27 protein-coding genes and 1 pseudogene are annotated in these 26,189 nt (G+C 56.3%); 14 read left to right on the plus strand and 14 right to left on the minus strand.

Annotated elements, in window-relative coordinates; translation table 11 throughout:
• Positions 1-2 precede the first annotated feature (2 nt).
• The 3 genes from AEQ63_RS00250 to AEQ63_RS00260 are packed head-to-tail and all read right to left on the minus strand — an operon-like array spanning position 3 to position 2,712.
• Positions 3-986, minus strand: coding sequence for a FecR family protein (locus AEQ63_RS00250; RefSeq protein ID WP_064361393.1), 984 nt, complete (start codon positions 984-986; stop codon positions 3-5).
• A 40-nt stretch (positions 987-1,026) separates the two neighbouring features.
• Complete coding sequence (locus AEQ63_RS00255; protein ID WP_042609092.1) at positions 1,027-1,518, minus strand: sigma-70 family RNA polymerase sigma factor; 492 nt, start codon at positions 1,516-1,518, stop codon at positions 1,027-1,029.
• Between the two features lie 51 nt (positions 1,519-1,569).
• Entirely contained in the window at positions 1,570-2,712 is a 1,143-nt protein-coding gene (locus AEQ63_RS00260) for an MFS transporter (protein WP_064361394.1), read from the minus strand.
• A 97-nt stretch (positions 2,713-2,809) separates the two neighbouring features.
• Here AEQ63_RS00260 and AEQ63_RS00265 point away from each other — a divergent pair, with 97 nt between their 5' ends.
• From AEQ63_RS00265 to AEQ63_RS00275, 3 genes are all read left to right on the plus strand, one after another.
• Positions 2,810-3,574 (plus strand): AraC family transcriptional regulator, encoded by a 765-nt coding sequence (locus AEQ63_RS00265; RefSeq protein ID WP_064361395.1) that lies wholly within the window; start codon positions 2,810-2,812, stop codon positions 3,572-3,574.
• 97 nt (positions 3,575-3,671) lie between these two features.
• Complete coding sequence (locus AEQ63_RS00270; RefSeq protein WP_064361396.1) at positions 3,672-4,781, plus strand: HlyD family secretion protein; 1,110 nt, start codon at positions 3,672-3,674, stop codon at positions 4,779-4,781.
• On the plus strand, positions 4,778-6,370 hold the full coding sequence (locus tag AEQ63_RS00275) for a DHA2 family efflux MFS transporter permease subunit (RefSeq protein ID WP_064361397.1): 1,593 nt from the start codon (positions 4,778-4,780) through the stop codon (positions 6,368-6,370). Before AEQ63_RS00270 ends, AEQ63_RS00275 begins: the two co-directional genes overlap by 4 nt.
• A 116-nt stretch (positions 6,371-6,486) precedes the next feature.
• Here the strand turns inward: AEQ63_RS00275 and AEQ63_RS00280 are convergent, their stop codons facing one another.
• A complete protein-coding gene (locus AEQ63_RS00280; RefSeq protein WP_042609087.1) occupies positions 6,487-6,927 on the minus strand; it encodes a carboxymuconolactone decarboxylase family protein in 441 nt (146 codons plus the stop codon).
• A 189-nt stretch (positions 6,928-7,116) separates the two neighbouring features.
• Between AEQ63_RS00280 and AEQ63_RS00285 the strand changes: the two genes are divergently transcribed.
• Positions 7,117-7,449, plus strand: a complete 333-nt coding sequence (locus AEQ63_RS00285; RefSeq protein WP_042609086.1) for a hypothetical protein — start codon at positions 7,117-7,119, stop codon at positions 7,447-7,449.
• A 159-nt stretch (positions 7,450-7,608) separates the two neighbouring features.
• Here the strand turns inward: AEQ63_RS00285 and AEQ63_RS00290 are convergent, their stop codons facing one another.
• The 3 genes from AEQ63_RS00290 to AEQ63_RS00300 form a co-directional block, all read right to left on the minus strand.
• A complete protein-coding gene (locus AEQ63_RS00290) occupies positions 7,609-9,177 on the minus strand; it encodes a sensor domain-containing diguanylate cyclase (protein WP_064361432.1) in 1,569 nt (522 codons plus the stop codon).
• Positions 9,178-9,351: 174 nt separating this feature from the next.
• The gene (locus tag AEQ63_RS00295; RefSeq protein WP_064361398.1) at positions 9,352-10,125 is read right to left on the minus strand and encodes an aldolase; all 774 of its coding nucleotides are present in this window, start codon (positions 10,123-10,125) and stop codon (positions 9,352-9,354) included.
• An 11-nt stretch (positions 10,126-10,136) separates the two neighbouring features.
• Positions 10,137-10,844 (minus strand): haloacid dehalogenase type II, encoded by a 708-nt coding sequence (locus tag AEQ63_RS00300; protein ID WP_064361399.1) that lies wholly within the window; start codon positions 10,842-10,844, stop codon positions 10,137-10,139.
• A 109-nt stretch (positions 10,845-10,953) separates the two neighbouring features.
• On the opposite strand from AEQ63_RS00300, the gene AEQ63_RS00305 reads away from it, so the two are divergent.
• Positions 10,954-11,811, plus strand: a complete 858-nt coding sequence (locus tag AEQ63_RS00305) for a LysR substrate-binding domain-containing protein (protein WP_064361400.1) — start codon at positions 10,954-10,956, stop codon at positions 11,809-11,811.
• Positions 11,812-11,826: 15 nt separating this feature from the next.
• Here the strand turns inward: AEQ63_RS00305 and AEQ63_RS00310 are convergent, their stop codons facing one another.
• From AEQ63_RS00310 to AEQ63_RS00325, 4 genes are all read right to left on the minus strand, one after another.
• Entirely contained in the window at positions 11,827-12,348 is a 522-nt protein-coding gene (locus tag AEQ63_RS00310; RefSeq protein ID WP_042609082.1) for a hypothetical protein, read from the minus strand.
• Positions 12,348-13,076 (minus strand): alpha/beta hydrolase, encoded by a 729-nt coding sequence (locus AEQ63_RS00315; RefSeq protein WP_042609081.1) that lies wholly within the window; start codon positions 13,074-13,076, stop codon positions 12,348-12,350. Before AEQ63_RS00315 ends, AEQ63_RS00310 begins: the two co-directional genes overlap by 1 nt.
• 4 nt (positions 13,077-13,080) lie before the next feature.
• A complete protein-coding gene (locus AEQ63_RS00320; protein ID WP_064361401.1) occupies positions 13,081-13,578 on the minus strand; it encodes a PAAR domain-containing protein in 498 nt (165 codons plus the stop codon).
• 135 nt (positions 13,579-13,713) lie between these two features.
• Entirely contained in the window at positions 13,714-14,382 is a 669-nt protein-coding gene (locus AEQ63_RS00325) for a ribonuclease T2 family protein (RefSeq protein WP_042609079.1), read from the minus strand.
• Positions 14,383-14,546: 164 nt separating this feature from the next.
• Here AEQ63_RS00325 and AEQ63_RS00330 point away from each other — a divergent pair, with 164 nt between their 5' ends.
• Together AEQ63_RS00330 and AEQ63_RS00335 are read left to right on the plus strand one after the other, a co-directional pair.
• Entirely contained in the window at positions 14,547-15,017 is a 471-nt protein-coding gene (locus AEQ63_RS00330; protein WP_042609078.1) for a hypothetical protein, read from the plus strand.
• A 100-nt stretch (positions 15,018-15,117) separates the two neighbouring features.
• Complete coding sequence (locus AEQ63_RS00335; protein WP_064361402.1) at positions 15,118-15,906, plus strand: transporter substrate-binding domain-containing protein; 789 nt, start codon at positions 15,118-15,120, stop codon at positions 15,904-15,906.
• Positions 15,907-15,999: 93 nt separating this feature from the next.
• Here the strand turns inward: AEQ63_RS00335 and AEQ63_RS00340 are convergent, their stop codons facing one another.
• Positions 16,000-16,362: a DUF6124 family protein gene (locus tag AEQ63_RS00340; RefSeq protein ID WP_064361403.1), complete on the minus strand. Its 363-nt coding sequence runs from the start codon at positions 16,360-16,362 to the stop codon at positions 16,000-16,002.
• 555 nt (positions 16,363-16,917) lie between these two features.
• Between AEQ63_RS00340 and AEQ63_RS00345 the strand changes: the two genes are divergently transcribed.
• Together AEQ63_RS00345 and AEQ63_RS00350 are read left to right on the plus strand one after the other, a co-directional pair.
• Positions 16,918-18,393 (plus strand): AAA family ATPase, encoded by a 1,476-nt coding sequence (locus tag AEQ63_RS00345; protein WP_064361404.1) that lies wholly within the window; start codon positions 16,918-16,920, stop codon positions 18,391-18,393.
• Positions 18,394-18,458: 65 nt separating this feature from the next.
• Entirely contained in the window at positions 18,459-18,998 is a 540-nt protein-coding gene (locus tag AEQ63_RS00350) for a hypothetical protein (protein WP_152972311.1), read from the plus strand.
• A 584-nt stretch (positions 18,999-19,582) separates the two neighbouring features.
• Here the strand turns inward: AEQ63_RS00350 and AEQ63_RS28850 are convergent.
• Positions 19,583-19,696, minus strand: a pseudogene (locus AEQ63_RS28850) (site-specific integrase); the annotation flags it as partial.
• A 103-nt stretch (positions 19,697-19,799) separates the two neighbouring features.
• On the opposite strand from AEQ63_RS28850, the gene dusA reads away from it, so the two are divergent.
• Together dusA and AEQ63_RS28855 are read left to right on the plus strand one after the other, a co-directional pair.
• Positions 19,800-20,810, plus strand: a complete 1,011-nt coding sequence (dusA, locus tag AEQ63_RS00360) for a tRNA dihydrouridine(20/20a) synthase DusA (protein WP_082367675.1) — start codon at positions 19,800-19,802, stop codon at positions 20,808-20,810.
• Positions 20,811-21,026: 216 nt separating this feature from the next.
• Positions 21,027-21,266, plus strand: coding sequence for a DUF2388 domain-containing protein (locus AEQ63_RS28855; protein WP_236705225.1), 240 nt, complete (start codon positions 21,027-21,029; stop codon positions 21,264-21,266).
• On the opposite strand, the gene AEQ63_RS00370 is transcribed toward AEQ63_RS28855, so the two are convergent.
• The gene (locus tag AEQ63_RS00370) at positions 21,267-22,100 is read right to left on the minus strand and encodes an undecaprenyl-diphosphate phosphatase (protein ID WP_064361408.1); all 834 of its coding nucleotides are present in this window, start codon (positions 22,098-22,100) and stop codon (positions 21,267-21,269) included.
• A 572-nt stretch (positions 22,101-22,672) separates the two neighbouring features.
• On the opposite strand from AEQ63_RS00370, the gene AEQ63_RS00375 reads away from it, so the two are divergent.
• From AEQ63_RS00375 to AEQ63_RS00385, 3 genes are all read left to right on the plus strand, one after another.
• Positions 22,673-23,413, plus strand: a complete 741-nt coding sequence (locus AEQ63_RS00375) for a winged helix-turn-helix domain-containing protein (protein WP_042609073.1) — start codon at positions 22,673-22,675, stop codon at positions 23,411-23,413.
• Positions 23,414-23,690: 277 nt separating this feature from the next.
• Complete coding sequence (locus AEQ63_RS00380; protein ID WP_042609072.1) at positions 23,691-24,350, plus strand: winged helix-turn-helix domain-containing protein; 660 nt, start codon at positions 23,691-23,693, stop codon at positions 24,348-24,350.
• A gap of 391 nt (positions 24,351-24,741) precedes the next feature.
• On the plus strand, positions 24,742-26,136 hold the full coding sequence (locus tag AEQ63_RS00385; RefSeq protein ID WP_042609071.1) for an undecaprenyl-phosphate glucose phosphotransferase: 1,395 nt from the start codon (positions 24,742-24,744) through the stop codon (positions 26,134-26,136).
• The last annotated feature ends 53 nt before the right edge of the window (positions 26,137-26,189 follow it).

Genomic DNA, 26,189 nt, shown 5'->3' on the forward strand with positions numbered 1-26,189 from the left:
TGCTATCGGGAAATTATTTCCTGACTGCCATCGGCAAGGGTGCGCACGGTCACCGGCAGGATGCTCGGCAAGGCTTTGAGCAAGGCCTCGGTGTCGTCGGATTTGAACACGCTGGTCAGGCGCAGGCTGGCCACGTTCGGCTGAGTGACGGTGAGCGGCTTGTCGCGATAGCGTGATACTTCTGCCGCCACTTCGCTGAGGCTGGCGTTGTTGAACACCAGTTTGCCGTGGCGCCATGCAGTCAGTTCCGCCGGGTTGACCGGGTATGCCGGCAGGACTTTGCCTTGAGCATCGACCGAAGTGCCGAGGCCTGCGCTCAGGTTGATGAACTCGTTGTCCCGCGCATGACTTCCCTGCACTTTCACCGTGCCCTGCTCCACCGCCACACGGGTTTGCGTGGCCTCGCGGCGCACATCGAAACGTGTACCGGTGACCGTGACCTTGCCGCTACCGGCCTCGACGACAAACGGCCGCGAGGGGTCATGTGCAACGCTGAACATCGCCTCGCCTGCGCTCAACTCGATCACCCGTCGATCCTGCTCGTAACGCACCTGCAAACGACTGCGACTGTTCAGATCAATCACCGAGCCATCCGGCAGCGCCACATGTTTGCGCTCGCCCAGCGCCGTGGCGAACCCGGCGCGGTAACCGCCGGGATGATTCAGCCCACTGAACAGGCCAAGTCCCAGCGCAACGGCCAGGACACTCGCGGCCACGGCATAACGCAACAACGGACGTCGTTCGCGGCGAGGTGGCGCAGTTTCAACAAGCGCTTGCAGACGCGACATCGGCAGCAGATCAGCCGCCGTCCACAATCCTTGCAGCAGTTGGAATTCTTCGCGGTGTTGCGGATGCTCGTTCAGCCAGGCGTCGAAGCGCTGCTGTTGTTCGACGCTGACATCCGGCTCCTGCAAGCGCACGAACCAGCCTGCCGCCTCATCCCTCACCGCGGTTTGCCCACAGGCGCAATCACGAATCTCCATCATGGAATGTCCTGTCCGGGCGAAAATGAAAAGGTGCGAGCGCTCATGACTGCAACCCATCCAGCCGCTCGCGCAGATGGCGCAGGGTGCGGATCATATACTTTTCGACCATGTTCTTGGACAGCCCGAGGCGCTCGGCAATTTCTGCCTGCGTCAGGCCTTCGATCTTCTGCCAGACAAAGATCTTGCGACAGTTGAGCGGCAGCTCGGTGAGCGCGCGTTCGATGGAATCGGCCAACTGGATCGCGTGCATGTAGTGCTCCGGGTCGCCCGCTGATGACGCACTGTCATCGACCGCCTCCGACTCCATGGCGCCCCGCCGGTCCTCACGCCGGTAACCATCGACCGCGATATTGCGCGCGGTCTGGTGCAGATACGCGCGAGGCTGCTGCACCGCTGCCGAATCCGCCTCGAGCACCCGCACAAAGGTATCGTGCGCCAGATCCTCGGCCTGCGCGCGATTGCGCAGGCGCCGAGTCCAGGTGCCGATCAACTCTTCGTAATGCTCGAAAAAGCCGGATCTGCGGGAGCGCATGGGGGATGGACGGCGTGGTGAGGAAAGGGGCGTGAATAGTAATGCTTCCTATTAAGCCCGGCAATTCATTCCTTTGCATGCAAACGCGCTCAGCAACAACGCCACACCATTGCACACGATCAGCGTTGCGCCCAACGCCTGAAACCAACCGGCAAGCATTAGTCCCGCGCCTATCAGCAAGTAATACATCAACCCCAGCAACGCCCCGGCAGTACCCAGCCGATCGGCGTAATCCACCAGCGCCAGGCCCAGAACGTTGGGAATGGCCATGCCGAATGCCAGCACGATCAACAGCATTGGCAGCAGGAACGCGGCGCTGTCCTGCAGTAACCAGACGCCAATGCCACCGGCCAGTCCGCACACCGCTGCGAGCCGGATCAATTGCATCGCCGCGTAACCGGCCAGCAACAGACGCTTGTTGAACCACGCGCCAAGACCCGAACCCAGCGCGAGCAACACGCCGCTGTAGCCGAACCACTCCTCGCTCATGCCCAAGCGCTGGAACATGAATGGCGCGAGGCTGTAGTAACTGAACAGCGCGACGTTGAATGACGCGATCCACAACGCTGAGCGCCAGATCCCGAGGTCGCGCAGCATGAGCCAGAGGGTTTCGGAAAGACAAATGTCCGGCGTCTGTTCCGGCCGCGACTCCGCCAGGCCGTACCAACTCCACAGCCACAAACAAGCCGCGAGCAGCACCAACGCGCCGAGCACACCGCGATACCCGAACACCTGCACCAGACTGGCACCGCTGAACAATCCAATCGCCGGGCTTGCGGCCAGGGCGATGCCCACCAGCGAGAACACCTGCGCCAGTTCGGCACCCTTGAAGCGATCACGCAATACGGTTTGCGTGACCACCGAAGCCACCGCCGCGCCAAACGCTGCCAGCCCTTGAATCAACAGCAAAGCGTTGAAACTGCTGACCCCCAGGCCGACCAGCATGGCTACGGCATAAAGCGCCAGTCCCGCCAGCATCACCGGACGCCGTCCGAAGCGATCACACGCGCGGCCCCACGCAACTACGCCGAACGCAAATGCCAGAAAAAATACCGACAAGGATTGCGCGGCCGCTTGCGGACCGACAGCAAACGCTTGCCCCATGTCAGCCAAGGCCGGGCTGTACAGTGTTTGCGCGATTTGCGGGAACATCAGCAACCCGATCGCCAGCGCCAGAAAACTTCGGTTATTCATCCCTCACGACTCCTCTACGAAAGCAGAGAAGTTTAAGAACCAACCGTTGGCGTATTATCCAGACCCCGCCAATTTATCGCTGAAATCGGACAACCCCATGGCCTGGCTCGATGCCCATTCGACGTTTGATGCAGACAGTTTTGCCGCCCCGGTCATCGGCCTCGCCTCGACCCTGGGTGAACACGACTCCGGTATGCATCAGCATCGGCGCGGGCAATTGCTGTACACCCGGCAGGGCTGCATCCGGATTACCCTGGCGCAGCAGTTGTGCCTGTTGCCGCCGTCGCGGGCAGCATGGATTCCGGCTGGCGTCAGCCATCGCGCGGTGATGCAGCAGAGCGTCGATTATCGTTCGATCTACCTGGTCGATGACTTATGCCATGAGTTGGCGCATGAGGTCTGCGTCATTGAAGTCAGCCCCTTGCTGCGCGCGGTGCTCGAACCCATGGCGACGGCGGCGTTCGACACTGACTGGCGAACAGGCAAATTCGCCCACTTGCTCGGGCTGTGCCTGAGTGAAATCAATGACGCGGCGCAGCAACCGATGCTGTTGCCATTGCCTTGGGACAAACGAATTGCACCGCTGCTGGCGATGCCCGAACGCCTGCCACCCGCGCTGCATGTGCTGGACCAGCAGATCGGCGCCAGCAGCCGCACGATCGGGCGGATCTTCCAGCGCGAGACCGGCATGAGTTATCAGCAATGGCGTCAGCAGTGGCGCTTGATGCGCGCGATCGAACTGCTTGCCACCGGGCGAAGCCTGAGTTACTGCGCTTTTCAGTTGGGGTTTGCCAGCGACAGCGCGTTCATCGCCTTTTTCAAATCAATGACCGGCAGCACACCGGGCCAGTGGCTCAAGTAAGCAACTGACGATCGACCGCAGAAATAATTTGCCACGAAATATTACTCGCGTAATATTACAGCCGTAATAACGAACCGTTTCCTCAGGTACTGACGCCATGACCAGCATGCCCTCCCCCGATTCTGTTCCGGTCAAGACCCGGCCTCCCCTGTTCAAACGCCTGTTGATCGCCGGCAGCGTTTTGCTGGTGTTGATCCTGGCGGGCATGTACGCCTTGCACTGGTGGGGCGCCGGACGCTTTCTGGAGGAGACCGACGATGCCTACATCGGTGGCAACGTCACAGTGATCGGGCCGAAAGTGGCCGGTTACATCGAAGAGGTGCTGGTGGGCGACAACCAGTCGGTGAAGGCCGGCGATGTGTTGATCCGCCTCGATGCCCGGGACTATCGCGCCAATCTGGCCAAGGCCGAAGGCGCTGTGGCGGCGGAACAAGCGCTGCTGGCCAACCTCGACGCAACCGAGCAATTGCAGCACGCGGTGATCGGTCAGGCCCGCGCCGGTATCGACGCAGCAAGCGCGGAAACGGCGCGGTCACGGGATGACAACACACGCTACAAACGCCTGGTGAGCAGCAACGCAGTGTCGGTGGAAAGTGCGCAGCGCGCTGACGCCACGTTCAAGACCGCACAAGCCCTGAGCGCCCGAGCGCAGGCCGAACTGCTCGCCGCGCAACGGCAACTGGTGGTGATCGAAACCCAAAAACAACAAGCCCGCGCCGCCCTGCAGCAGGCCCGTGCTGAACGTGATCTGGCCGAGTTGAACCTCGGTTACACCGAACTGCGCGCGCCGGTCGATGGGGTGATCGGCAATCGCCGCGCCAGGGTCGGCGCCTATGCCCAGGCCGGTTCGCAACAACTGTCGGTGGTGCCGGCCAGCGGTCTGTGGGTGGATGCCAATTTCAAGGAGGACCAACTGGCGCGGATGAAACCCGGGCAACGCGTGAGCATCCGCGCCGACGTGCTGTCCGGCCAGGAATTCCACGGCCATCTCGACAGCCTCGCCCCGGCCACCGGCTCACTGTTCAGCGTGTTGCCGCCGGAAAACGCCACCGGCAACTTCACTAAAATCGTTCAGCGCGTGCCGGTCAGAATCGTCCTTGATCCGGCCGATGGCGTGCTCGGTCACCTGCGCCCGGGGCTGTCGGTGACCGCTGAAGTCGACACCCGCGCCGAGCCGGCCCCCCCCGCCGTGGCTGTCGCGCCATGAGCACCCGCCTCGCCGCTCCTGCGCAACCGTTCAACGCGGCAGACATGAGCACTGCGACCAAGGTGTTTGCCTTCGCCACCATGTGCATCGGCATGTTCATCGCCCTGCTGGATATCCAGATCGTTTCGGCGTCGTTGCGCGATATCGGCGGTGGCCTGTCCGCCGGCACCGACGAAACTGCGTGGGTGCAGACCAGCTACCTGATCGCCGAAATCATCGTGATTCCGTTGTCGGGCTGGTTGTCGCGGGTGTTTTCCACGCGCTGGTTGTTCTGCGCCTCGGCAGTTGGTTTTACCCTCGCCAGTCTGCTCTGCGGCCTGGCCTGGAACATCCAGAGCATGATCGCCTTCCGCGCATTGCAAGGCTTTCTCGGCGGCTCGATGATTCCGCTGGTGTTCACCACCGCGTTCTTTTTCTTCACCGGCAAGCAACGGGTGATTGCCGCCGCGACCATCGGCGCGGTGGCTTCGCTGGCACCGACGCTGGGGCCGGTGATCGGTGGCTGGATTACTGACATTTCTTCTTGGCACTGGCTGTTCTATATCAATCTGGTGCCGGGGATTTTCGTCGCCGTGGCGGTGCCGATGCTGGTCAGGATCGATCAGCCGGAACTGTCGCTGCTCAAGGGTGCGGACTACCTGAGCATGGTCTTTCTCGCGCTGTTCCTCGGTTGCCTGGAATACACCCTCGAAGAAGGCCCGCGCTGGAACTGGTTCAGCGACCAGACGATCCTCACCACCGCGTGGATCAGCGGCCTGGCCGGGCTGGCCTTCATTGGCCGTACGCTGCATGTAGCCAATCCGATCGTCGATCTGCGCGCCTTGAAAGACCGCAATTTCGCCCTCGGCTGCTTCTTTTCCTTCGTCACCGGCATCGGCCTGTTCGCGACGATCTACCTGACGCCGCTGTTTCTCGGACGCGTGCGCGGCTACAGCGCGCTGGACATTGGTATGGCGGTTTTCTCCACCGGGGTGTTCCAGATTCTGGCGATTCCGCTGTATGCCTTTCTGGCCAATCGCATCGATCTGCGCTGGATCATGATGCTCGGCCTGGGCCTGTTTGCCTTGTCGATGTGGGAGTTCAGCCCGATCACCCACGACTGGGGCGCCGGGGAATTGATGCTCCCGCAAGCGCTGCGCGGGATTGCCCAGCAACTGGCGGTGCCGCCCGCGGTGACGTTGACGTTGGGCGGACTGGCACCGGCGCGACTCAAGCACGCGTCAGGGTTGTTCAACCTGATGCGCAACCTCGGCGGTGCGATTGGCATCGCGGCCTGCGCGACGATTCTCAATGACCGCACCAACCTGCATTTCACCCGGTTGGCCGAGCATTTGAACAGCAGCAATGAGGCGATGAATCAGTGGCTGTCGCAGGTCGGCGGCAACTTCGCCCATCTCGGCCAGAGCGGCGATGTCGGCGTCACTGCCAGCCTGCGCCAGTTGTGGCTGGTGACGTATCGCGAGGCGCAGACGCAGACCTATGGCGATACGTTTCTGATGATCATGGTCTGCTTCATCATCGCCACGGCGATGGTGCCCTTGATGCGCAAGGTGCAACCACCGGCGGCGCCGACTTCACAAGCACATTGAAGATTCCCTTGTAGGAGTGAGCCTGCTCGCGATAGCGGTGTGTCAGGTAGCAAACATGGTGACTGACATACTGCTATCGCGAGCAGGCTCACTCCTACAGGGGATGTGCGTTGAACTTAAGCCTGCGGCAGTTTGCGGAAGCCCACCGCCAGGCGATTCCAGCCGTTGATGGTGTTGATTGCCACGGTCAGGTCAACCAGTTCCTTCGGCGAGAATTGCGCAGCCACCACGTCATAGTCTTCGTCGGGTGCGTGGGTCAGGCTCAGTTGGGTCAGGGATTCGGTCCACAGCAGCGCGGCACGTTCGCGCTCGCTGAAGAACGGCGCTTCGCGCCATGCCGTCACGGCGAACAGGCGACGCGGGGTTTCGCCATCCTTGATGGCGTCGGCGGTGTGCATGTCGATGCAGAAGGCGCAGCCGTTGATCTGCGAAGCGCGCAGCTTGACCAGTTCGATCAGGCTCTTTTCCAGCGGCAGTTTCGAGACGGCATTTTCCAGCGCCATCATCGCTTTCAGGGCATCGGGGGAAGCGGTGTAGAAATCGGCACGAGGTTGCATGGTGGGCTCCGGGGTAGCGATTGAATGTGTGGCTACGTTAGTCCCCGGGGGTGGTTCGGCAAATAGCCAATATTGCAGAAGAACGGTAGGCCACTCGGCGCGGCAACTGACCGCTCGTCACTCGACCGGCACCAAGGCTTGGGCGCGCGAGACCAATATCAGGTAATCCCCTTTATCAGGAGACGTACCATGATGACGCGCAAATTCACTTCGTTGTTGTTGGCCGGCCTGCTCGCCACGGCATCTGCCGCCAGCTTCGCCGCCAATGACAGCACCGACGCGACGGGCACCAAGTCAGGCGGCCCCACCAGCTCGACCATGCCGCCAGACAACACCCCGGGCTCGCCATCGGGCAGCACCGGCTCCGGCACCAATAACGGCACCGGCACGGGCACTGGTTCGAGCATGGGCACCGGCACGGGCACCAATGGCGGCGCCAGCGGCTCCGGTTCCGGCGCGGGTGGCGGCACCGGTTCGGCCGGCGGCGGCACAGGTGGCGCGGGCGGTGGCACGGGCGGCTGAACGAACAAGAGTCATCCCAGATAGTCCTGAATACATCAGGACCCTTGTGGGAGCGAGCCTGCTCGCGAAAGTGGTGTATCAGTCAACAAATAGGGTGACTGACATGCCCTCTTCGCGAGCAGGCTCGCTCCCACTTTCTGTTTATGTAAATTGAAAGAATCAGCGATCCGAACGCATCAGCTCGGCAAAACCTTCTTCCGGCGCGAACACCGCCGCCCGATTACGCCCGGCATTTTTCGCCTGATACAACGCCGCATCTGCACGCTGGATAAACACCTGCGGGCTGTCATTGCCATGGGGAATAAATGAATAACAGCCCAGGCTCACGGTGAGATGACCGGTCGGCGAGCCACTGTGAATAATGTGCTTGTCGATCACGCTGCGGCGTATCTGCCCGGCGATTGCCAGTGCCCCATTGATATCGGTGTCCGGCAACAGCACCGCGAACTCTTCACCACCGTAACGCACCGCCAGATCCGACTTGCGCTGGCAGCAGGTCTTCACCACTTGCGCCACTTGCGCGAGGCATTGATCGCCGGCGACATGGCCGTAAGCGTCGTTGTAGCGCTTGAAGAAATCGATATCGAGCATGATCAGACTGACCGGACTCACCTGGCGCGCGCCACGGGCAAATTCGATGTCCAGCGAACGCTCGAACAAGCGTCGATTAGCCAGTCCGGTGAGGCTGTCGTGGGTGGCGATCTGCTCCAGCGCCAGTTGCGCCTTGCGCAGGTTTTTCTCTATGCGCTCACCATCGCGCACCTGATGGATGAACACCCAGCCGAACAGGCCAACCCCGAGAATCACCAGCGCGACAATCACGCTGGACTGGAAAGCGCGGTCGTGCCAGCCCTGCAGAATGGTGTCTTGCGAAGTCGCGGCGGAGACCACCAGGGGATACGAGGCGAGCTGTCGATAGCCATACAAGCGGGTCACGCCATCGACCACTGAATTGAGCATCGCCGTGCCCGCGTTAGCGTTAGGCAACAGGGTTTGATAGATCTCGCCGTGGGCCACCGAGGTATTGATCAGCGACTCATCGAAAGGCCGTCGCGCCAGCAAGGTGCCGTCGGTCAACGCCATGAACATGATGCCGCTGTCATCAAGGCTGAAGCTTTTGAAGAACTGATCGAAGTACGACATGCGGATGCCGGCCATCAGCACGCCCTGAAAATTGCCGACCTGGTCGTTGACGCGTCTGGAAATAGGGATGATCCACTCGCCATTTTCACGGCTGCGAATCGCCGGGCCGATGTGCGCCACGGTCGAGGCATTCTGCTGATGGAACTTGAAATATTCGCGATCGGCCACGCCCTTGCCACGGGGCAGATTGGCGAACGAAGTGATGACCCACTGCCCCTCGCGATCAAACAGAAAGATGCCGTGCAACTGATCCAGCTGCTGCGCGCGGCGGGCGAAGATCCTTTGTAATCGAGGACGCTGCACCGCTCCGTAACCGTCATCCTGAATCCAGTCGACCAGGCTGGTCATCACCAGATCCGCTGCCCGCACGGTGTCTTCAGCCTGCTGGGCCATGGCCCGGGTCAGGTTGCCCGAAGCCATCTTCGCCACCGCCAGATCCTGCCGCCGCGACTGCTCCAGTTGCAGATACAACAAGCCGCACAGGCACAGGCTCACCGCAACGATGAACAGCACCGCCGCTTTGCGTAGCGGCAGGCGCTTGAGCGTGCCGGGGGCTTGATGCGGATCGTGAATGGGGATTGGCAAAAGCATGTCCTGGGCAGGTACGACAGGGGCGCGAGCCCGAAACCCTTGTGTTCGTGAGCGTAGCCCACCGGGATGAACGGAGCAAACGCCCGCCTCCCGCCCAGTTATCGGCGCCTCGCGAGTTTGGATGATCGCTTTTCGTCGATTTATTTGCGATTGCTTCTTTCCGGTTAATCAGTTGTGCAGGGCCAGCCGCCGCATCGCGCTGCTCAGGTGCGCGCGAGCACTTTGCGCATCGCCTTCACGCATTTGCTCGCTGGCGCGCTGCGCTATGGCATGCGGCACCGGTTTCAATTCGCGCTGGGTGGCCATGGCCAGCAGTTGAACCTGCGCGGCGCGTTCCAGGTAATACAGATCATCCCAGGCTTCGGCGATAGTCGGCGCGGCAACGATCACACCGTGGTTTTTCAGAAAAAGAATATCGGCGTCGCCCATGACGCTGGCGATGCGGTCGCCTTCGGATGCGTCCAGCGCGAGGCCGTGGTAATCCTCGTCCACCGCCGTGCGTCCGTAGAACTTCAGCGCGGTCTGCCCCAGCCACAGCAGCGGCGGGCCTTGCAGCAGGCACAACGCCGTGGCGTGCGGCATGTGCGTGTGGAACGCAACTTTTACCCGTGGCAACTGTTTGTGCAGGCGCGCGTGGATGTAGAACGCCGTGGCTTCGGGCTCGCCCTCGCCAGCGACCACGTTGCCGGCGAAATCGCAGACCAGCAGATTCTGCGCGGTCACTTCCGAGAAAGCGTAGCCATAGGGATTGACCAGAAACAGATCATCATGCCCCGGCAGCATCGCCGAAAAGTGATTGCAGATGCCCTCCTCCAGGCCATGCACAGCCGCCAGTTGAAAGCACGCGGCGAGTTCGTTGCGGGCGGTAATGATCGCCTCGGTTTGCAGATTCAGCGTTGCGGTTGGTCTGGCTTTGCCAGGGCCGCTCAAGGTGTGAGCCATGGCAGTTCTCCTTAGGTCCAGCCGAGAGATTTAAACAGCGGCAGCACTTGATCGAGGCTCGGCAGAATCGCGTCGGGGCGATAGTCCGGCAACAGCTGGCGGCCCGTGCCGCGATCGATCCACACGCAACGAAAACCCATGTCCCGCGCCGCTGTGTGATCAAGCATGGGGCTGGCGCAGATGTGCACCACTTCACCCCTTGTCACGCCCAATTGCTGATGAGCGTAGTCGAACAGCCGCGGCGCCGGTTTGTAGGCACCGGCCTGTTGCGCGGTGATCACCCGGTCGATATGACCACCGAGTTGCGCGACGTTGCCAGCGATGATGTCGTCGTCGGTGTTGGACACAATGCACAGCTTGAAACCCATCGCCTTGAGTTGCGCGAGGGTGTCGAGCACTTCGGCAAAGGGCGGCATGTTCGGGATGGCGGCCGCCAAGCGTTGACTGTCTTCCGGCAAGCTCGGCAAGCCAAGTTCTTCCAGAGCCAGTTGCAGACCGAGGGTACTCAATTCGCGGAAGGAACGATGCGGCGGGGTTTGTTCGAGGCGGTGCTCGTGACGGTCGTAGACTTCAATCAGCTTATCGGCATCGATTGCGTGCTCGCCCTTCACGCCGAGGATTTTTTCGACAACGGCTTTCAGTCCTTCGTCCCACTGAATCAGCGTGCCGTAGCAATCGAAGGTCAGCCATTGCGGGCGTGGCGTGTTGTTCAAGGTCATCGGTCGATTCCTCCAGAGTCAGGACTTCAGCTTATGAGCGCACGGTGATAGTGTGAAATTAAATAAACACGCGATCGTCATTCGCAAAACCACTATCAGGATCGTTGCCATGCTGGATCTGGAACTGCTGAAAACCTTCGTCTGTGTGGTCGACGAAGGCAGCTTCACCCGCGCCGCCGAGCGTGTGCACCGCACGCAATCAACGGTCAGCCAGCAGGTGCGCAAACTCGAAGATCTGGTCGGCCACCCGCTGCTGTTGCGTGACCGCAGCGGATTGAACGTTGCCGTCACCGAGCACGGCGAATTGCTGATCCACTACGCGCGTCGATTGCTGGCGCTGTCCGCCGAAGCCAGCCAAGCACTGGCCAGCGATGTCGACCTGGAAGTGCTGCGCATCGGCATGCCGGAAGACTTCGATGCGCGGCGCATGGCGCTGATCCTCGCCGGCTTCACCCGCAGCCAGCCGCAAGCGCGCCTGGAAACCATCAGTGGCATGAGCCTCGACCTGCGCCAACGCCTCGATGCCGGCGACATCGACATCGCCCTGATCAAACGCGAACCCGACAGCGGCCCGGCATGGGCGACCTGGCCGGAGCGACTGGTGTGGGTCAAAGGTGCCGAGGTCGATACCTCCTGGGGCGTGCTGCCGCTGGCGCTGTTTCCACAAGGCTGCCTGTATCGACAACGGGCGATCCGCCTGCTCGACGTGGCGCAACGACCGTGGCGGGTGGCGTTCGGCAGTCATAGCCTGACCGGGATTCAAGCGGCGGTGGCGTCCGGGCTGGGGGTTTCGGTGCTCCCGGTTTCGGCGGTTTTGCCGGAGCATGAGGTGTGTGCGGATTTGCCGGAGCTGGCGCCGACGGAACTGGCGCTGGTTAGTCGTGAAGGGGTTTTGAGCGGGTTGCAGCGGGGGTTGGTGGAGTTTTTGCGTGGGGAGTTGGGGGTGAATGCGGGGGGATTTGCCTGACCCCCCCGGGGATCCTTATTCGGGTTTGTTGATTTCGCGGAGCAGGTCGGCGGTGGGGATGTTCATGGTGTTTGAAAAGTAGGTTTTGTAGCCAAAGGCAGTGACAAATAGTTTGCAGGGAATCTGGCTTTTGTTGGAGAGAAGGTTGTTTAGCTCCGTTGTAGACAGGTGACGTTCTGAACTACGGCTGCTGGAGGTTTCAACGAGAAACGCGCTGGTGAGATAAGAAAATTTCCCTCCGTTTAGCGGTTCCCCATCAGACTCAATCAAACCTACCGCGGAAAACTGCATCGCTTTCTCAATGGAGAAATCATGATCGTCCCCCAACGCACACGTCAGAAAACCTGCAATCATCCCTTTTCCCTGTCCTTTATCAAACAGGTTCAGGACATCCACATCCGATTGGTATCGGATGTCATATAAAAGCGTCCTCTCTCGTTTCACGGACACGAAACTCAAGTTCGCTGAAGGCTTTGAATGGTCTTTAGCACATCCGGAGCAAACAATGAGCAATACACAGATGATCAATCTGGACATCAAGAAAACTCCTTCATGATCGAAGCCAACAACAAATCGCTCGCCGAATTGCCACCGGAAATAGGCGCGTCAAACAGCTCTAGCGCATTTGCATGACTGGTATCGACGTTTACGTTCAAAGAAGGCCCACAAGAAACAATCCACTTCTCACCAAAGTCAGCTACACCATCTGATGAATTTCTATTGGTAGGTGTCGCTTTGATGTTGATCCATTCGACAGCGACTGGGTCAGGTCGCTGGCGATATATGTCTGAGCCGATCCAGACAAGAGCACCTTCGCCAACCGGATCCAAAGTAATCAGCATCTGCATTCTGTATCCCCAATCCGACATGAGTTTCGTCAGATGCGCACCGTTCCATCCACCCAGGCTATGTCCGACGATGTATATAGGGCAACTCTTGTACGGAATCAGGCTAAGAACATATCGCTGGATGTCTTGCTTCCCTCTGACTTCGTTATAACCCAGCCACTCTGAGCGATATCTACCTTTGGCGCTCAGCGACTCATTGCGTTTATCAAATGCAGCCCGGGCGGCCAAAATGTTTCCATAAGGCCCAGAAAAGTAATAACTCTCCTTATCCCCAGCCCCACCAATAAAAAGCACAATCGCCTTGGTACTTTCCACCGGCACAGGCTTGGCACTGACATCCTTCTTGTCGGTCAGCACATGTTCCTTATGCAGCTTGTAAGTGTTGCCCTTCGCGCACGTTACCGTCTCAGCCGTCATTGCCTCACTCCTCCAGAAACAGCTTGATGGTTTCAGGCAGGTGCGAACTGACCTCATGGGTAAATCCGGCGGCATCAGACACGCCGTGCTCCATGCGCCCGTCGGCGCGCTGGATCATGTAGGGGTGATCGGGCATCGGTTCACCGGTCACATGGTTGACCAGTTTCAACTTGTCGGTGAAGTGCACCGGCATCGGCAGCAGACCACTGAAAGGCGCCAAGACTACGGTGTCGCCAATGATCACCGTGCCTGAACCGCCGATGACGACATTACCGTGGCCACCGGTGCTGTCCAGCGTCGCCGCGTTCAGGCCATTGATGAACACGGTGCCGGATACAGCGCCACTGATCGCGCTGCCGCATGCGGACTTGTCGGTCATGCGTGCAGCCGCCAGACCGTCGAAATTCACGTTCGGCGAGCCGCTGACGATCGGGTTGGTGCCGTGTCCTGGCAATGGACAGGCGGTGGGGTCGGTGACGCGGGCAGCGGGTTTTCCGCTCATGAACAGCTCCTTGCAATGTGTCGTGCAGATCCTTTGAGGCGCGCAGCATGCGCGAATTTGCCAGGAGCTACAAATCTTCAGGCCAAAAAAAAGGCGCTCATGCGAGCGCCTCTTTTCCTGGACCGTTACGGATGCTCAGCGTGCCGGCGGAACCCGAATATCCCCCGCGCGGCACTGAGTCTTCACCCCTTTGCCACACGCGCCGAATTGCAAATCCTTGCCCATGCACACCCGCACTTCCGACAGCTGCGGGCCGCTGCAAACCACCGCAATTCCATCCTCGGGAATACCCGGATTGGCCTTGCGAAACAGATCGACAATCTCCTGCGCTTCGAAGTAGTACGACGTCGAGCCGAACGGCTGCAACGCCTGCGGAATCCTCACCGCGCCCAAGGCCTGATCGGACTTGTCCAGATAGCCCATCGCACCAAGACCGCTGCAGGTGCCGTGCTTGGACCATTCGTGATCGAGGAGTTTTTTCGTGGGGTACATCGTCAGGCCTTTGCCGGTTTCTGCCGCCGACAGCGTCGTCAGCGGCGGGCAGGATTCTGGCCAGCCACCCTTGGCATATTGCGGCCACAAGCCGTGCAGGACAAACCCATAACCCTTGCCGGTGCATTGCGCGTCGTCCTTGTGCGTCAGACAAAAGGTCGGCGACCAGGACAGCGCCAGCAGGTAGTAGTCGAACACACCTGCCACCGACTCCGCCTGCGCTTTGTTCGATGACGGCTGACGCGCCGAGCTTATGCCGATGCTACCGGCCGTCAGCGCAATCAGCGCCAGAATTGTAAACAGCTTTTTCATTAACCCATTCCTTGGGACGCCTGCGTCCGTGGTTTTCGTTGATGGCCACGCTTGGCCAGCGCTGATTTCGACACGTTTGTATTGCAAGCGCATGACGCAAGGCAAGGCCCTGCGCCGTGCAAAGGTCTACGCTGAACAGGCAGACATCCAACAAGGGAACCGACATGAGTAAAGCAGACGAACTCGCCGCCAGACTCAAGCAGACCCGGCATACCCAGGCTGATGCGGCGCTGGAAATCGATTGCTGGCCTGCTCAGGTGTACGACTTGTACCACCGCATCGAGGGCTGGCTGCAGCCAGTCACCGAAGTAGGACTGAAGATTCGCCGCAATCCTACGCACGTTTGCGAAACTTCGCCGGATGGCGAAGCCCGTGACTACGCCATCGACCAACTGGTGATCGAGGCCAACCATCACAGCCTGACGTTCGATCCGATTGCGCGGTTTACCGAGGATGGTTGCGGGCGTGTCGAAATCAAGGTGCCAGGGCGCGATCAGTCGTTGCTGCGCACGGTTGACGAGCATGGCGAAAGTCACTGGTGGTTGCAGACTATCGAGACCGGCCAGGAGCTGGATGCGATTGCGTTGACGGAAAACAATCTGCTGCAAGTAGTGCAGCAAGGGCTGGGCCTCTAACGGATCACCACTGACGGGTAACGTCGGACTGGATCAACGGTGAGAACGTGGTTAACTTCGAACACGTTCTTCCCGCCCACTCCAGAGAAAAGTCCGACAGATGCCAACGACAAAAACCACATTCCTGCTCGGTGCATTGCTCGCGTTGCCTTTCACCGCTCAGGCAACCGAACCGTCAACCCACCTCGACAGCATCCAGCAACAAGGCCAGTTGCGCGTCTGCACCACCGGCGACTACAAGCCCTACACGTTCAAGCGCAGCGACGGCGACTTCGAAGGCATCGACATCAGCATGGCCCGCTCCCTGGCGGACAGCCTCGGCGTCAAAGTGCAATGGGTGCAAACCACCTGGAAAACCCTGATGCCCGACATGCAGGCGGGCAAATGCGACATCGGCATGGGCGGCATCTCGGTCACCCTCGAACGGCAGAAAAAAGCCTACTTCAGCAACACCCTCGACACCGACGGCAAGATCCCGCTGGTGCGCTGCGCCGACCAGTCCAAATACCAGACCATCGAACAGATCAACCAGCCCAACGTCCGCCTGGTCGAACCGGCCGGCGGCACCAACGAAGGCTTCGTCCACGCCTTCCTGCCCAAAGCGCAACTGGCACTGCACGACAACGTGACGATCTTCCAGCAACTGCTCGACAACAAAGCCGACGTGATGATCACCGACGCGTCGGAAGCGCTGTATCAGCAGAAACTCAAACCCGGTTTGTGCGCGGTGAATCCGCATCAGTACATGCAATACGGTGAGAAGGCGTACTTGCTGCCGCGTGATGACATCAGCTGGAAACTGTATGTCGATCAGTGGCTGCATTTGAGCAAGGTCACTGGCAAGTATCAGCAGACGTTGAGTGAGTGGATTGCGGTGCCGTCTCAATAACGGTTAATCGTCGTGCAGCGGTGACGGCGACTGTTCAGCTAACCATATAGCCTCGCGGTGACGGATAAGCGCTCCGTCACCGCGAGGTTCGCTTCAAGCCTTCACTTCGACTTTGTCCAACGCCTGATTCACTGCGATCTCTCCCAGCATCACTACCTGGGCGATGCCCAATAACGTCTTGCGCTGCGAGTTTTCCAGTAACGCGGCGAAGTCGTTGAGCATGATGCTGGCCGAACCCAGCGATTCGCTGGCATTGGCCAACAGGGATTCGCTGTCGTACGCAGGGTTGGCGAGGAACATGCGTTCGGGCTGGTTGGTGGAGGCTTTGATGTGACTGGCGGGAGGCAGGTAGTAATCCAGCGCACGCTCGGCGGCGTCGTGGAGTTTTTTTGAGTCTGGGGATTTGTACGGGGATGCGGGATCGGTGTCCGGCGGATTGGGTGTGGGTTTGAACATGGGTGAATCCTCTAGCGCGATTACCAAAAGGAGCCATCACCCTCGCTACCAAACGAAGGGTGGCGGCCATACGCGGGTTGGTAGACCGGTCGCACTAGAACCCGGCGCCCACGAATGGACCCCACGCATGACCACCATGGATTCGAGTCCTCAACGAAGATGTCAGACAGTGCCTAGCACGCGTGAGGGGCCCTACCACTGGATTAGTTGTCTCATTCCAGTGGATTGCTCGTAGAGTTTTACCCTTACTTTCGATGGAAGCTAGAGAAAGCAATCGTATATGGCTATGATCACACCAACGTACCAGCAGATTACGCGCAAAAATTTAATTTACTGCTACACGCTGCACGACCTTTTACCTCACCGATTTGGGAAGGATGCGCCTCAAGATTATTTATGCTGGCAACAATTTATCCTTCCATTTTGAGCGACATTACTGACAGGAAATATAATATATGGACATATTAATTTTTTCAGGATACAAAAAAATGAAAGAGCACACTCAGCCGACGCTTGATGCCTGCCCGATCACGCAAATCAAAACCCGGCACTGACATGAAAATAAAAATTGAAAATTTCGGACCAGTTAAAGAATTCACCTTCGACACACAAAAAAAGTTTCACCTCATTGTAGGTAATAACAACGTAGGAAAATCCTATGTATTAACTATTTACTACTTCATAGTTAAAAGCTTACTGGAATTCGGCTCCCTGGCCCCCCTCAACAGAAGAATATTCTTATACGAATTTGCCGATGACGAGGAAGAACCCCCGAAACAGGAAGTTGTAGATTTCAAAAATTTGATCAAAGATAAAAAATCTAGGTCCCTCAACGGATCAAATTTTTATCGCCATCTCGCAAAAGAGTTCTTACAGCAAAGTGTCGGCGAGGACTTTTCAAAGAAAGTTAAAAGCTCTTATTCCGAGCACAACTCTATATCCAATAGCTTCTCTGAATCCAATATTGCAAAGGTCACAGTAGATCTAGACAACGTCAGCTTTTCACTTGAAGGAAATATTGACGAGTTTAAAGTAACCAACATTACCTTCAGTCACGGCGTTATACTGAGATATTCAAAACAAAACCGAAACACAACGATAATTGGAAAAGACCTTATAATTTACGTATCTACCGATGAAGATGCGGACGCTATAATTAATAAATTTAGGTCTGTCTGTGTCCGCAGGGTTATACAGTCCCTTATTGACGCGGTAGAAAACATTCTAGACATCGACTATTTGCCTGCATCACGATCAGGATTATATCAAGCGTTGTCTGCCTTTGGGCAAATCATCGCTGAGCTTTCTAAAAGTCGTTCATTCCTTACATCAAAAATTGAGCTACCTGGGATTTCAGGTCAGCTAAGCGACTATTTTATTCGCCTCACGAATATCGTAGCGATAGACAGGAACGTGCAGCATTTCGAAGAACTTGCTGCAAATATCGAAACTGACGTTCTCAACGGTCGTATCGAATTCGACTTTGAAGAAAAGAAACTATTTTATATTCCCAATGGAACATCGCTAAGACTCGACATCTCCTCGACATCCTCAATGGTGTCTGAAACCGCGCCAATTGTTGCGTACATCCGGCATGTAATAGCATGGAACACTGATGAGCCTTCAATCAGAAATCGTATTAGAAGACGCAACAAAACAACACCAATCGAGTTTAAAAAGATACTCATCGTCGAAGAACCGGAAGCGCATTTACATCCCGAAAACCAGATTAAAATGACCAGGTTCTATGCGGAATTAGCTCAGCTAGGCGTATCCATGATCATGACCTCGCACAGCAACTATGTATTTAACAAAGCTAGCAATCTAGTAATCGAAGGCATCTTACCTAGCAAAGATGTACAGTGCGATCTATTCGTAATGAGCGATAAAGGTAGTACAGGAATACCACAATCGGTTGACGAGTTCGGTATAAACGACGAGAACTTCGGTGATGCCTCAGAAATTCTGATTAATGAGCGAATGGAACTGCTTATGGGTGGCCATTCTGAAGACAAGGATGACTGCAATTGATCTCGAACATATATGCTGACACCTGCACACAACAACTTATCCGATACACTCTAGCTGAGCAAGGCATGGAGGTTGAGATAGGAAGTAGCTTACTTTTGGCAAATGGAGACCTTGACACCGACAATATTGTAATACTTAAACCAGACGATTATTATTGCACACCCTTTTTTACAGCGCCGCCAAAATCGGTAGACGGTATAGCAATAGTTAAAGGCACCAATGGGAAGTACCACTTTTACATCGTCGAACTCAAATCCTCAAGATTCAAAAACATAAAAAAGTCAGACATTCAAGAAAAATTTGACACTATTTTCCATAGGTTTCTCTCACCAGACTTTCAACATATCTTTGTTGACATAGACTACCATCTAGAGAAGCTAAACTTATGGCTTGTATGCGACCCGTTGCAAATGCGCGCAAAATGCTTAGATCATGAGCAATTCGTAGAAAGGATTAAGTTAATAGCAGAGCGTTTAAGTGGACTGTTAAATGATTACGCAGCAACATTTAAGCCTTTCACATTCAAGCACCACACTGCGATGATACGACCGCTTTTATCTCCACCGACAATAGAGTTAGACGGCTATATTGACGTACTGGCTTGAACAATATACAGCTCAGTGAAAGCTCGCTCTCAGCGAGCTTTTTTATGCGCAACAGAATGTCAATTTATATTTAACCCATTGAGAAATCGACGCTAGACAGTGCATCAAGATAATTCGGTTCAGCTTATGCAATTAAGATACGCATAGCCTCGATTATGCCTCGCCAGGGAGTCAGCTTATGTCTCGGAAAGTTAAAAGCTTTGTTAATAGCCATCCGATGGGCAGTGCAAGGTTTTCTCTTAGACTAGCTGAAGCTATAATCGAACTTTAATATGTATGAATGCTATACACTGCCCGTTAGCTAAACTTCTACACAAGAAGACTCATCACATTCACCCCAATTCACAACACCTCAATTACTTAACCGTTCGCGAATCGGACACCAAGTTTAGATCTTCGCGCGGTTTTAGCGCTGTAAGAAGGGCGTCCACCTTCGCAGAATTTCGTCGGCTTTTGTCAAGCCAATTAAGTCATGAAGCCAAGACCGCAGTCCGGCGAAATACCGAGTGGGCCATTGACGCATTTTGAAACCGTCGAGCTTGAGCGCTCCAGTCGCGTATTAACTCACTTCGCTATACTGAATTCCGCACCAAGGTCTGGCTCTCTTGGTAGACTTGCACCCCATCACGCTTGAGGCGGATCTGAGCGGTGTAGCTCACAGACCCATCCGCCAGTTTTCTTGCCCTGATAGCTGCCATATCGAAAGTGGTACGCATCGGTTTCGAATTGGTACATCGTACCAACGAGATCCTGAAAACCCTTGAAAACGCCCAAGAGCACTCCGAAAACACGTTGAGTAAAATGGTCCAGAATCAGAGCTTTAGCCCAGTAAAACCAACGCCTGAGCCGTCTCGGCGCTTCAGTGTGGCACCCATGATGGATTGGACGGACCGCCATTGCCGGTACTTCCTGCGCCTGCTGTCCAAGCACGCCCTGCTCTACACCGAAATGGTCACCACTGGCGCGTTGCTCAACGGCGATCACGAACGTTTCCTCCGTCACCACGAAGCCGAGCACCCGCTCGCGTTGCAGTTGGGCGGTAGCGTTCCGCTTGATCTCGCGGCCTGCGCGCGTATGGCGCAAGAGCACGGCTACGACGAAGTGAACCTGAACGTTGGCTGCCCGAGCGATCGTGTGCAGAACAACATGATCGGCGCGTGCCTGATGGGGCATCCGCAGCTTGTGGCGGATTGTGTGAAGGCGATGCGCGATGCGGTATCGATTCCGGTGACGGTAAAGCACCGCATCGGCATCAACGGACGCGACAGTTATGCCGAGCTGTGCGATTTCGTCGGTACGGTGCGCGATGCCGGGTGCACGAGTTTTACCGTGCATGCGCGGATTGCGATTCTCGAAGGGTTGTCGCCGAAGGAGAATCGCGACATTCCGCCGTTGCGTTATGACGTCGCGGCGCAGTTGAAGGCGGATTTTCCGGAGCTGGAGATTGTGCTGAACGGCGGGATCAAGACCATGGAGGCCTGCCATGAGCATCTGCAGACTTTCGACGGTGTGATGTTGGGGCGTGAGGCTTATCACAATCCGTATTTGCTGGCAGAGGTCGATCAGCAGTTGTTCGGCAGTAACGCGCCGGTGATCAGCCGGGCTGAAGCGTTGGCGCAGTTGCGGCCTTATATTGCCGAACATCTGCTGGCCGGTGGTGCGATGCATCACATCACGCGGCATGTGCTGGGTTTGGGCACTGGTTTCCCCGGGGCACGCAAGTTTCGTCAGTTATTGTCGGTGGATATTCACAAGGCCAAGGATCCGTTGGCGTTGCTCGATCAGGCGGCGCAGTTGCTTGAAGGGCGTTGATTGATGTTTTGAATGTGCGGGCAATGCATGAGCGTTGCCCGGTGTTTTGATGGACTGACAGGATGTCTTTTGGTTATGCCCGCGTCTAAACGTGCTCTATTCAATCGCTTCATACTCCTCGCTTTATGCTCGACGGTTTCCTCCAGCATCTTTGCCGACTGCAATTTTGCGCGAGGGTGTGGTGAAGGGAGCGGTAGCCCTTTTGAGTCGACGCAAATGTCCGGCTTTCTGGTGTTCACCGCGACGATGGTGTCGGTCGATGGAACCTCGGACGTATCCGGCCTAAAAAAACGTATTTACTCGGCCGCTGAAATCGAAGCAGCGCGATACTTCTTCGCCAGCGACGGCATGCTGCAAGCCGCATATTTCACATCGGCCTTGCATCGCTTTCGCCAAGAGTCGTCGCAATCAATGTTGGACGACCTTGCAGTAGCAGCGCTGATCAGCACTCAGTGATCAAACTGCCGCAGCCGCCGTCCAGTTCACCCAGCCAAACACCCAAGTCGCCAGAATCAACAATCCAAAACCGATCCGATACCACGCGAACGCCGCATAGCTGTGGTTGGCAATAAACTTCAGCAAACCACGCACGGCGATCATCGCAAAGATGAATGCGGTGACGAAGCCGAGGGCGAAGACTGGCAGGTCGTTGGGCTGAAACAGGTCGCGGTATTTATAGCCGGAGTACACCGCGGCGCCGACCATGGTCGGCATGGCGAGGAAGAACGAGAACTCGGTCGCGGCTTTGCGTGAGAGGCCGAAGAGCAGACCGCCGATGATGGTCGAACCGGAGCGCGAGGTGCCGGGAATCATCGCCAGGCATTGTACGAAACCGACTTTTAGCGCGTGAGACCAGCGCATGTCGTCGACATGTTCGACGCTGACCACATGGCTGCGCTGTTCCGCCCATAACATGACGATACCGCCGACAACCAGGGCAACCGCAACGGTGATCGGGTTGAAGAGATATTCATGGATCGCGTCGGCGAATAACACGCCGAGGATAACGGCGGGGAGAAACGCGATCAGCAAATTAAGGGTAAAACGCTGTGCATTGCGCTCGGTGGGCAGGCCTTTGACGATTTCGAAGATCTTCGGACGGAATTCCCACACCACCGCAAGAATAGCCCCCAGTTGAATAATGATGTTGAACGCCATCGCGCGTTCGCCGCCGAATTCGAGCAGGTCGGCGACAATAATCTGGTGACCGGTACTCGAGATCGGCAAGAACTCGGTCAAGCCTTCTACCGCGCCCAATATCAACACTTGGAAAAGGGTCCAGAAATCCATTAATCCTCCGTCAGAGCACTCAAGACGAGCGACCGGTCAATAACACTCAGGGGTTGAGTATCTGAAGTTACACAATTGGCTTTTATGAATATCAAAAGATCGCAGGCTTCGGCAGCTCCTGTAGGGGAACGCATTTCAAGCGTAGGAGCTGCCGAAGGCTGCGATCTTTTGGTCTTGAAGAATAGGTCTAACGGATTGCCACACTCAAGTCATGTTAGTAATCGTCGGTCGACGAACTTAACTGGAAAAATTTACATCTATTACAACAATCATTTCAGTTCAGATATGAAATGTGATCAACTTCACACAATCAGGACATGGCCAACCCATGGCAAAAGGACATAGACAAAGCCATCGCTATAAGCTCAAAATAGTGGCACCATTGCATATAGCCATCACCCACGCATTAGTTCACAACCCCCGAAAAATCAACTAAAAGCTTGAAAAGCTTACTTATTGTTAGAAAACTCGGGAGACACGTCTAAAATCCGCGTAAATGTTACCAATTGTCAGTCACAGATGAGAACCGGTGCTTTAACATCCCGATGTCAGCACCTAATTCGAGTCAACGCATGATGCTCTCAGGGAACTTGGCGACTAGAAGTCCGCGCCCGACAAATGATGAATCCGGTGTTCTTGCTCTGGGTCGTACCTTGGGTGTGGCCGATCATTTTACGACGCTGATCGCAAAGCACGTGCAGCCCGATATGATCCTGGAAACAGGTGCTTTCACTAGTTCATATAAACAGCAGCGTTACATCGATTCCTATCGCGCCATCTTCCTCATCATCGATAGCCCACAGGCCCTCGAAGACAATTTGGCGCTGATACAGAATCTGCGCGATGCGAACTTGAAACCGCTTATTTGCGCAGTCATCACCGGCCGCGGGGCGGTCAACAAGATCAAGTATTATCTCGCCGGCGCCGATGCCTGTATCAAGCTCAACACACTGAGCGATGACAGCGACGACTTGCTCACGGAGTTCTTCAACAGCGAAGACTGGCAGCGGGATATCACTCTGACGCTTGATCCGACGCGGATCTGCCTGCTGGACAGTCGGCGCAAACTCGATATTTCTTTCGCCGAGATGAAGATCCTCGAGGCCTTTGCGCAGACCGCCAATCACATTCTGAGCCATGATGAAATCGCCAGCATCATGGGCCTCAACGCCAATTTCTACGATCCTCGGGCACTGGAGAAATCAATCAGCCGCTTGCGTGGAAAAATCAAGGACATGTATGGTACAAACGCGATTCAGAGCATCCGCGGCTACGGCTATCGCCTGATGCGGGGCCTGATATCGACTGCCTGAGTCTCGGGCAGTCTTCCCTTTTGCATACGTACGAAGGATCGTCTGATGCAGCCATATCGTTTCAGTTCTGCTTCATATTTATTAAAACTCAAGCACTTGAATGAGCGCGGCAACACGCCACATAACAATAAAACTCCATAACATAGCAGCAGATCGAGTGGAATTTATCGACGGCCATTTTCGGCCCGAACCCTGCCTACGATTACTTCCGAGGAAGTCATTGCTCGCCTGCCGATTTATCTTTTAGCCAATTTTGGTGTGTATTTAGGAGAGAGACATGGAAACGAGTACAACCCTCCCCAGAAAATATTTTGTAGTTGTGACGCACAGCACAACGTCGCAGCGTGAACTGGAAAGCATCTTGTCCAGTGAGCGTTTCAATTCGTTTGGCACGTCGCAGGCGCAAATGTTTGTTGAAGGTGTTGCTTCGCCCTCTTCCGCCCCGATGGTCATGGAGTTCAGTTACCCAAGCCTTAGCCGAAAGAACGTCGCGCGCAGTATCGAGCATGATACTCAACGCATACTGGCCACCCTTGAAAATGAATGGCGAGCCGCGCAAACAGACAATCCGTTCCAGAGCTTTCCGGCAGTTAGTGCAGAACGAGCACATATCTCGAATGTCAGCGAGAGTCCTGAGGCCTGCAGCGACACCTGGCATCTCGACGATGATCAAGGCGTACTGCTCAAGGACAACATCGCAATCAGCCTGACTGGCCTGGAAACCGCCCTGGTCCGGAAAATGCTGACCCATGAAGAACGGGTGGTCAGTCGCGATGACTTGATCATCAGTATTGGCCGGGAACCGGAGCAATACCGTGGTCTGGAGATGTGCCTGAGCCGCTTGCAGGATAAATTCAAGAGCGCGAGTAATGGCGAGCGATTGTTTCGAGCCGTAAGAAATCGCGGATATTGCTTGATCCAGGAAGTCGTCGCGTAATCACAGGCGACATTCTAACCAAGACAAACAGATATAAAGTGCGACTACAACAACAAGAAGAGCACTCTGTTTGGTTTTTCCTCCCTGATTCAATAAAAGCTTCCCTGCCTCCACCCCGCCAACAGTAACAAATACATCCCCGCCTTTTCATCCCCCTCTCTACGACCTTTTCTAACAGACTGGTATTTAAATATTAGAAAGTTGGCATTGTGCCATCTTGTTAGAACTCGTCAGACACCATTCCCAACAATAACTTAGTCTATTGGCTGACGACAGTTCGGCTCTCGATGTTGTTACCTCAAGACACTCGCTAAAACAAAAACAATAAGTCTGCATAACAACTCGGCTTTCAACTGTTGAAACCTGAATGGACGTCTTTTGGGGATATCGTATGGATCTTTCTCTCAGTATTAATCGAAGCACGGGCCTCAAGGGACTGACCTTTTGGGGCCAATGGGCGCTGGCACAGGCTTTCGTTGTGACGCTGTTGTTCATCCTCGCTGAACAGCACACCGGCACCGTCGCGTTCTACTACCGAATGTGCGCTACCCTCGCCGTCCTGGCCTCGGTGCCGGCTTACACATTCAGCGGCGTTTATCGCAAACGCGACAACTACCTGACTGGCCTCGGCCGTCTGTTCATGGGTTGGTCGATGACCATGGCCGCGCTGGCGTGCATCGCGTTTGTCTGTCAGGCCGATGAGCTGTTTTCCCGTCAGGTGATCCTGAGCTGGGCGGTGTACGGCTTCCTCGGTCAGGCCTTCCTCTACGCGCCGCTGCATGCGTTTTCCAAGTACTACCAGCGTTCGCGTAAAAGCGAGCACCGGACGCTGATCGTCGGCACTGGCGAACTGGCGCTCGGCCTGGCGAAGAAACTCAGCCAACTGGAAAACCTGCCGCTGATCGGTCTGGTCAGCAACGGCGACAAACCAGTCCTCGCCGCAGACGCACCACGCGTCGTCGGCGCTCAGGATGAGTTGCTCGAACTGATTGAGGCTCACGACATCCGCCGCTTGTACATCACCCTGCCGCTGTGCGAAGCCGCCAAAATCGAGGCGATGTATGTCGATCTGCTCGGGGCCAACGTCGATGTGGTGTGGGTGCCGGACCTCAACAGCCTGACCCTGCTCAACCACTCGGTGAAAGTCGTGGACGGCCTGCCGGCGATCTACCTGAACGAAAGCCCCCTGACCAGCCGCCCGACCGCTGCCCTGAGCAAAAGTCTGGTTGAGAAGACCGTGGCGTTCCTGGCGATCATTGCCCTCAGTCCGCTGCTGTTGATCATCGCGCTGGCGGTTAAACTCAACTCGCCCGGCCCGGTGTTTTTCAAGCAGGATCGTCATGGCTGGAACGGCAAGGTGATCAAGGTCTGGAAATTTCGCTCGATGCGTGTCCACGATGATCGCGAAGTGAAACAGGCCAGTCGTAATGACTCGCGTATCACCGCTGTGGGTCGCTTTATCCGCCGCACGTCGCTGGATGAGTTGCCGCAACTGTTCAACGTCTTGCAGGGGCATATGGCTCTGGTGGGTCCGCGTCCACATGCTGTTGCGCACAATAACTATTATTCGGGCAAGATCCTCGCCTACATGGCGCGTCACCGAATCAAACCTGGGATCACCGGGCTTGCACAGATCAGTGGCTGCCGGGGTGAGACCGACACCATCGACAAGATGCAGAAGCGTGTCGAGATCGACCTGCAGTACATCAACAGCTGGTCGTTGTGGCTGGACCTGAAGATCCTGGTAAAAACGCCGTTTACGTTGTTATCGAAAGACATTTACTGAGGTTCAGAGCTTCAGATCGCAAGGGGACGAAAGTCCCCTTTTTTGTGGGCGGG

The sequence above is a fragment of the Pseudomonas sp. RIT-PI-o genome (assembly GCF_001297215.1).
GTDB classification, from domain to species: Bacteria; Pseudomonadota; Gammaproteobacteria; order Pseudomonadales; family Pseudomonadaceae; genus Aquipseudomonas; species Aquipseudomonas moraviensis_A.

What these genes read in the sequence shown, in the direction of transcription:
- AEQ63_RS00250 (WP_064361393.1), bottom strand. Translation starts at nt 986, where the DNA reads ATGATGGAGATTCGTGATTGCGCCTGTGGGCAAACCGCGGTGAGGGAT.
- AEQ63_RS00255 (WP_042609092.1), bottom strand. Translation starts at nt 1,518, where the DNA reads ATGCGCTCCCGCAGATCCGGCTTTTTCGAGCATTACGAAGAGTTGATC.
- AEQ63_RS00260 (WP_064361394.1), bottom strand. Translation starts at nt 2,712, where the DNA reads ATGAATAACCGAAGTTTTCTGGCGCTGGCGATCGGGTTGCTGATGTTC.
- AEQ63_RS00265 (WP_064361395.1), top strand. Translation starts at nt 2,810, where the DNA reads ATGGCCTGGCTCGATGCCCATTCGACGTTTGATGCAGACAGTTTTGCC.
- AEQ63_RS00270 (WP_064361396.1), top strand. Translation starts at nt 3,672, where the DNA reads ATGACCAGCATGCCCTCCCCCGATTCTGTTCCGGTCAAGACCCGGCCT.
- AEQ63_RS00275 (WP_064361397.1), top strand. Translation starts at nt 4,778, where the DNA reads ATGAGCACCCGCCTCGCCGCTCCTGCGCAACCGTTCAACGCGGCAGAC.
- AEQ63_RS00280 (WP_042609087.1), bottom strand. Translation starts at nt 6,927, where the DNA reads ATGCAACCTCGTGCCGATTTCTACACCGCTTCCCCCGATGCCCTGAAA.
- AEQ63_RS00285 (WP_042609086.1), top strand. Translation starts at nt 7,117, where the DNA reads ATGATGACGCGCAAATTCACTTCGTTGTTGTTGGCCGGCCTGCTCGCC.
- AEQ63_RS00295 (WP_064361398.1), bottom strand. Translation starts at nt 10,125, where the DNA reads ATGGCTCACACCTTGAGCGGCCCTGGCAAAGCCAGACCAACCGCAACG.
- AEQ63_RS00300 (WP_064361399.1), bottom strand. Translation starts at nt 10,844, where the DNA reads ATGACCTTGAACAACACGCCACGCCCGCAATGGCTGACCTTCGATTGC.
- AEQ63_RS00305 (WP_064361400.1), top strand. Translation starts at nt 10,954, where the DNA reads ATGCTGGATCTGGAACTGCTGAAAACCTTCGTCTGTGTGGTCGACGAA.
- AEQ63_RS00310 (WP_042609082.1), bottom strand. Translation starts at nt 12,348, where the DNA reads ATGTCCAGATTGATCATCTGTGTATTGCTCATTGTTTGCTCCGGATGT.
- AEQ63_RS00315 (WP_042609081.1), bottom strand. Translation starts at nt 13,076, where the DNA reads ATGACGGCTGAGACGGTAACGTGCGCGAAGGGCAACACTTACAAGCTG.
- AEQ63_RS00320 (WP_064361401.1), bottom strand. Translation starts at nt 13,578, where the DNA reads ATGAGCGGAAAACCCGCTGCCCGCGTCACCGACCCCACCGCCTGTCCA.
- AEQ63_RS00325 (WP_042609079.1), bottom strand. Translation starts at nt 14,382, where the DNA reads ATGAAAAAGCTGTTTACAATTCTGGCGCTGATTGCGCTGACGGCCGGT.
- AEQ63_RS00330 (WP_042609078.1), top strand. Translation starts at nt 14,547, where the DNA reads ATGAGTAAAGCAGACGAACTCGCCGCCAGACTCAAGCAGACCCGGCAT.
- AEQ63_RS00335 (WP_064361402.1), top strand. Translation starts at nt 15,118, where the DNA reads ATGCCAACGACAAAAACCACATTCCTGCTCGGTGCATTGCTCGCGTTG.
- AEQ63_RS00340 (WP_064361403.1), bottom strand. Translation starts at nt 16,362, where the DNA reads ATGTTCAAACCCACACCCAATCCGCCGGACACCGATCCCGCATCCCCG.
- AEQ63_RS00345 (WP_064361404.1), top strand. Translation starts at nt 16,918, where the DNA reads ATGAAAATAAAAATTGAAAATTTCGGACCAGTTAAAGAATTCACCTTC.
- AEQ63_RS00350 (WP_152972311.1), top strand. Translation starts at nt 18,459, where the DNA reads ATGGAGGTTGAGATAGGAAGTAGCTTACTTTTGGCAAATGGAGACCTT.
- dusA (WP_082367675.1), top strand. Translation starts at nt 19,800, where the DNA reads ATGGTCCAGAATCAGAGCTTTAGCCCAGTAAAACCAACGCCTGAGCCG.
- AEQ63_RS28855 (WP_236705225.1), top strand. Translation starts at nt 21,027, where the DNA reads ATGTCCGGCTTTCTGGTGTTCACCGCGACGATGGTGTCGGTCGATGGA.
- AEQ63_RS00370 (WP_064361408.1), bottom strand. Translation starts at nt 22,100, where the DNA reads ATGGATTTCTGGACCCTTTTCCAAGTGTTGATATTGGGCGCGGTAGAA.
- AEQ63_RS00375 (WP_042609073.1), top strand. Translation starts at nt 22,673, where the DNA reads ATGATGCTCTCAGGGAACTTGGCGACTAGAAGTCCGCGCCCGACAAAT.
- AEQ63_RS00380 (WP_042609072.1), top strand. Translation starts at nt 23,691, where the DNA reads ATGGAAACGAGTACAACCCTCCCCAGAAAATATTTTGTAGTTGTGACG.
- AEQ63_RS00385 (WP_042609071.1), top strand. Translation starts at nt 24,742, where the DNA reads ATGGATCTTTCTCTCAGTATTAATCGAAGCACGGGCCTCAAGGGACTG.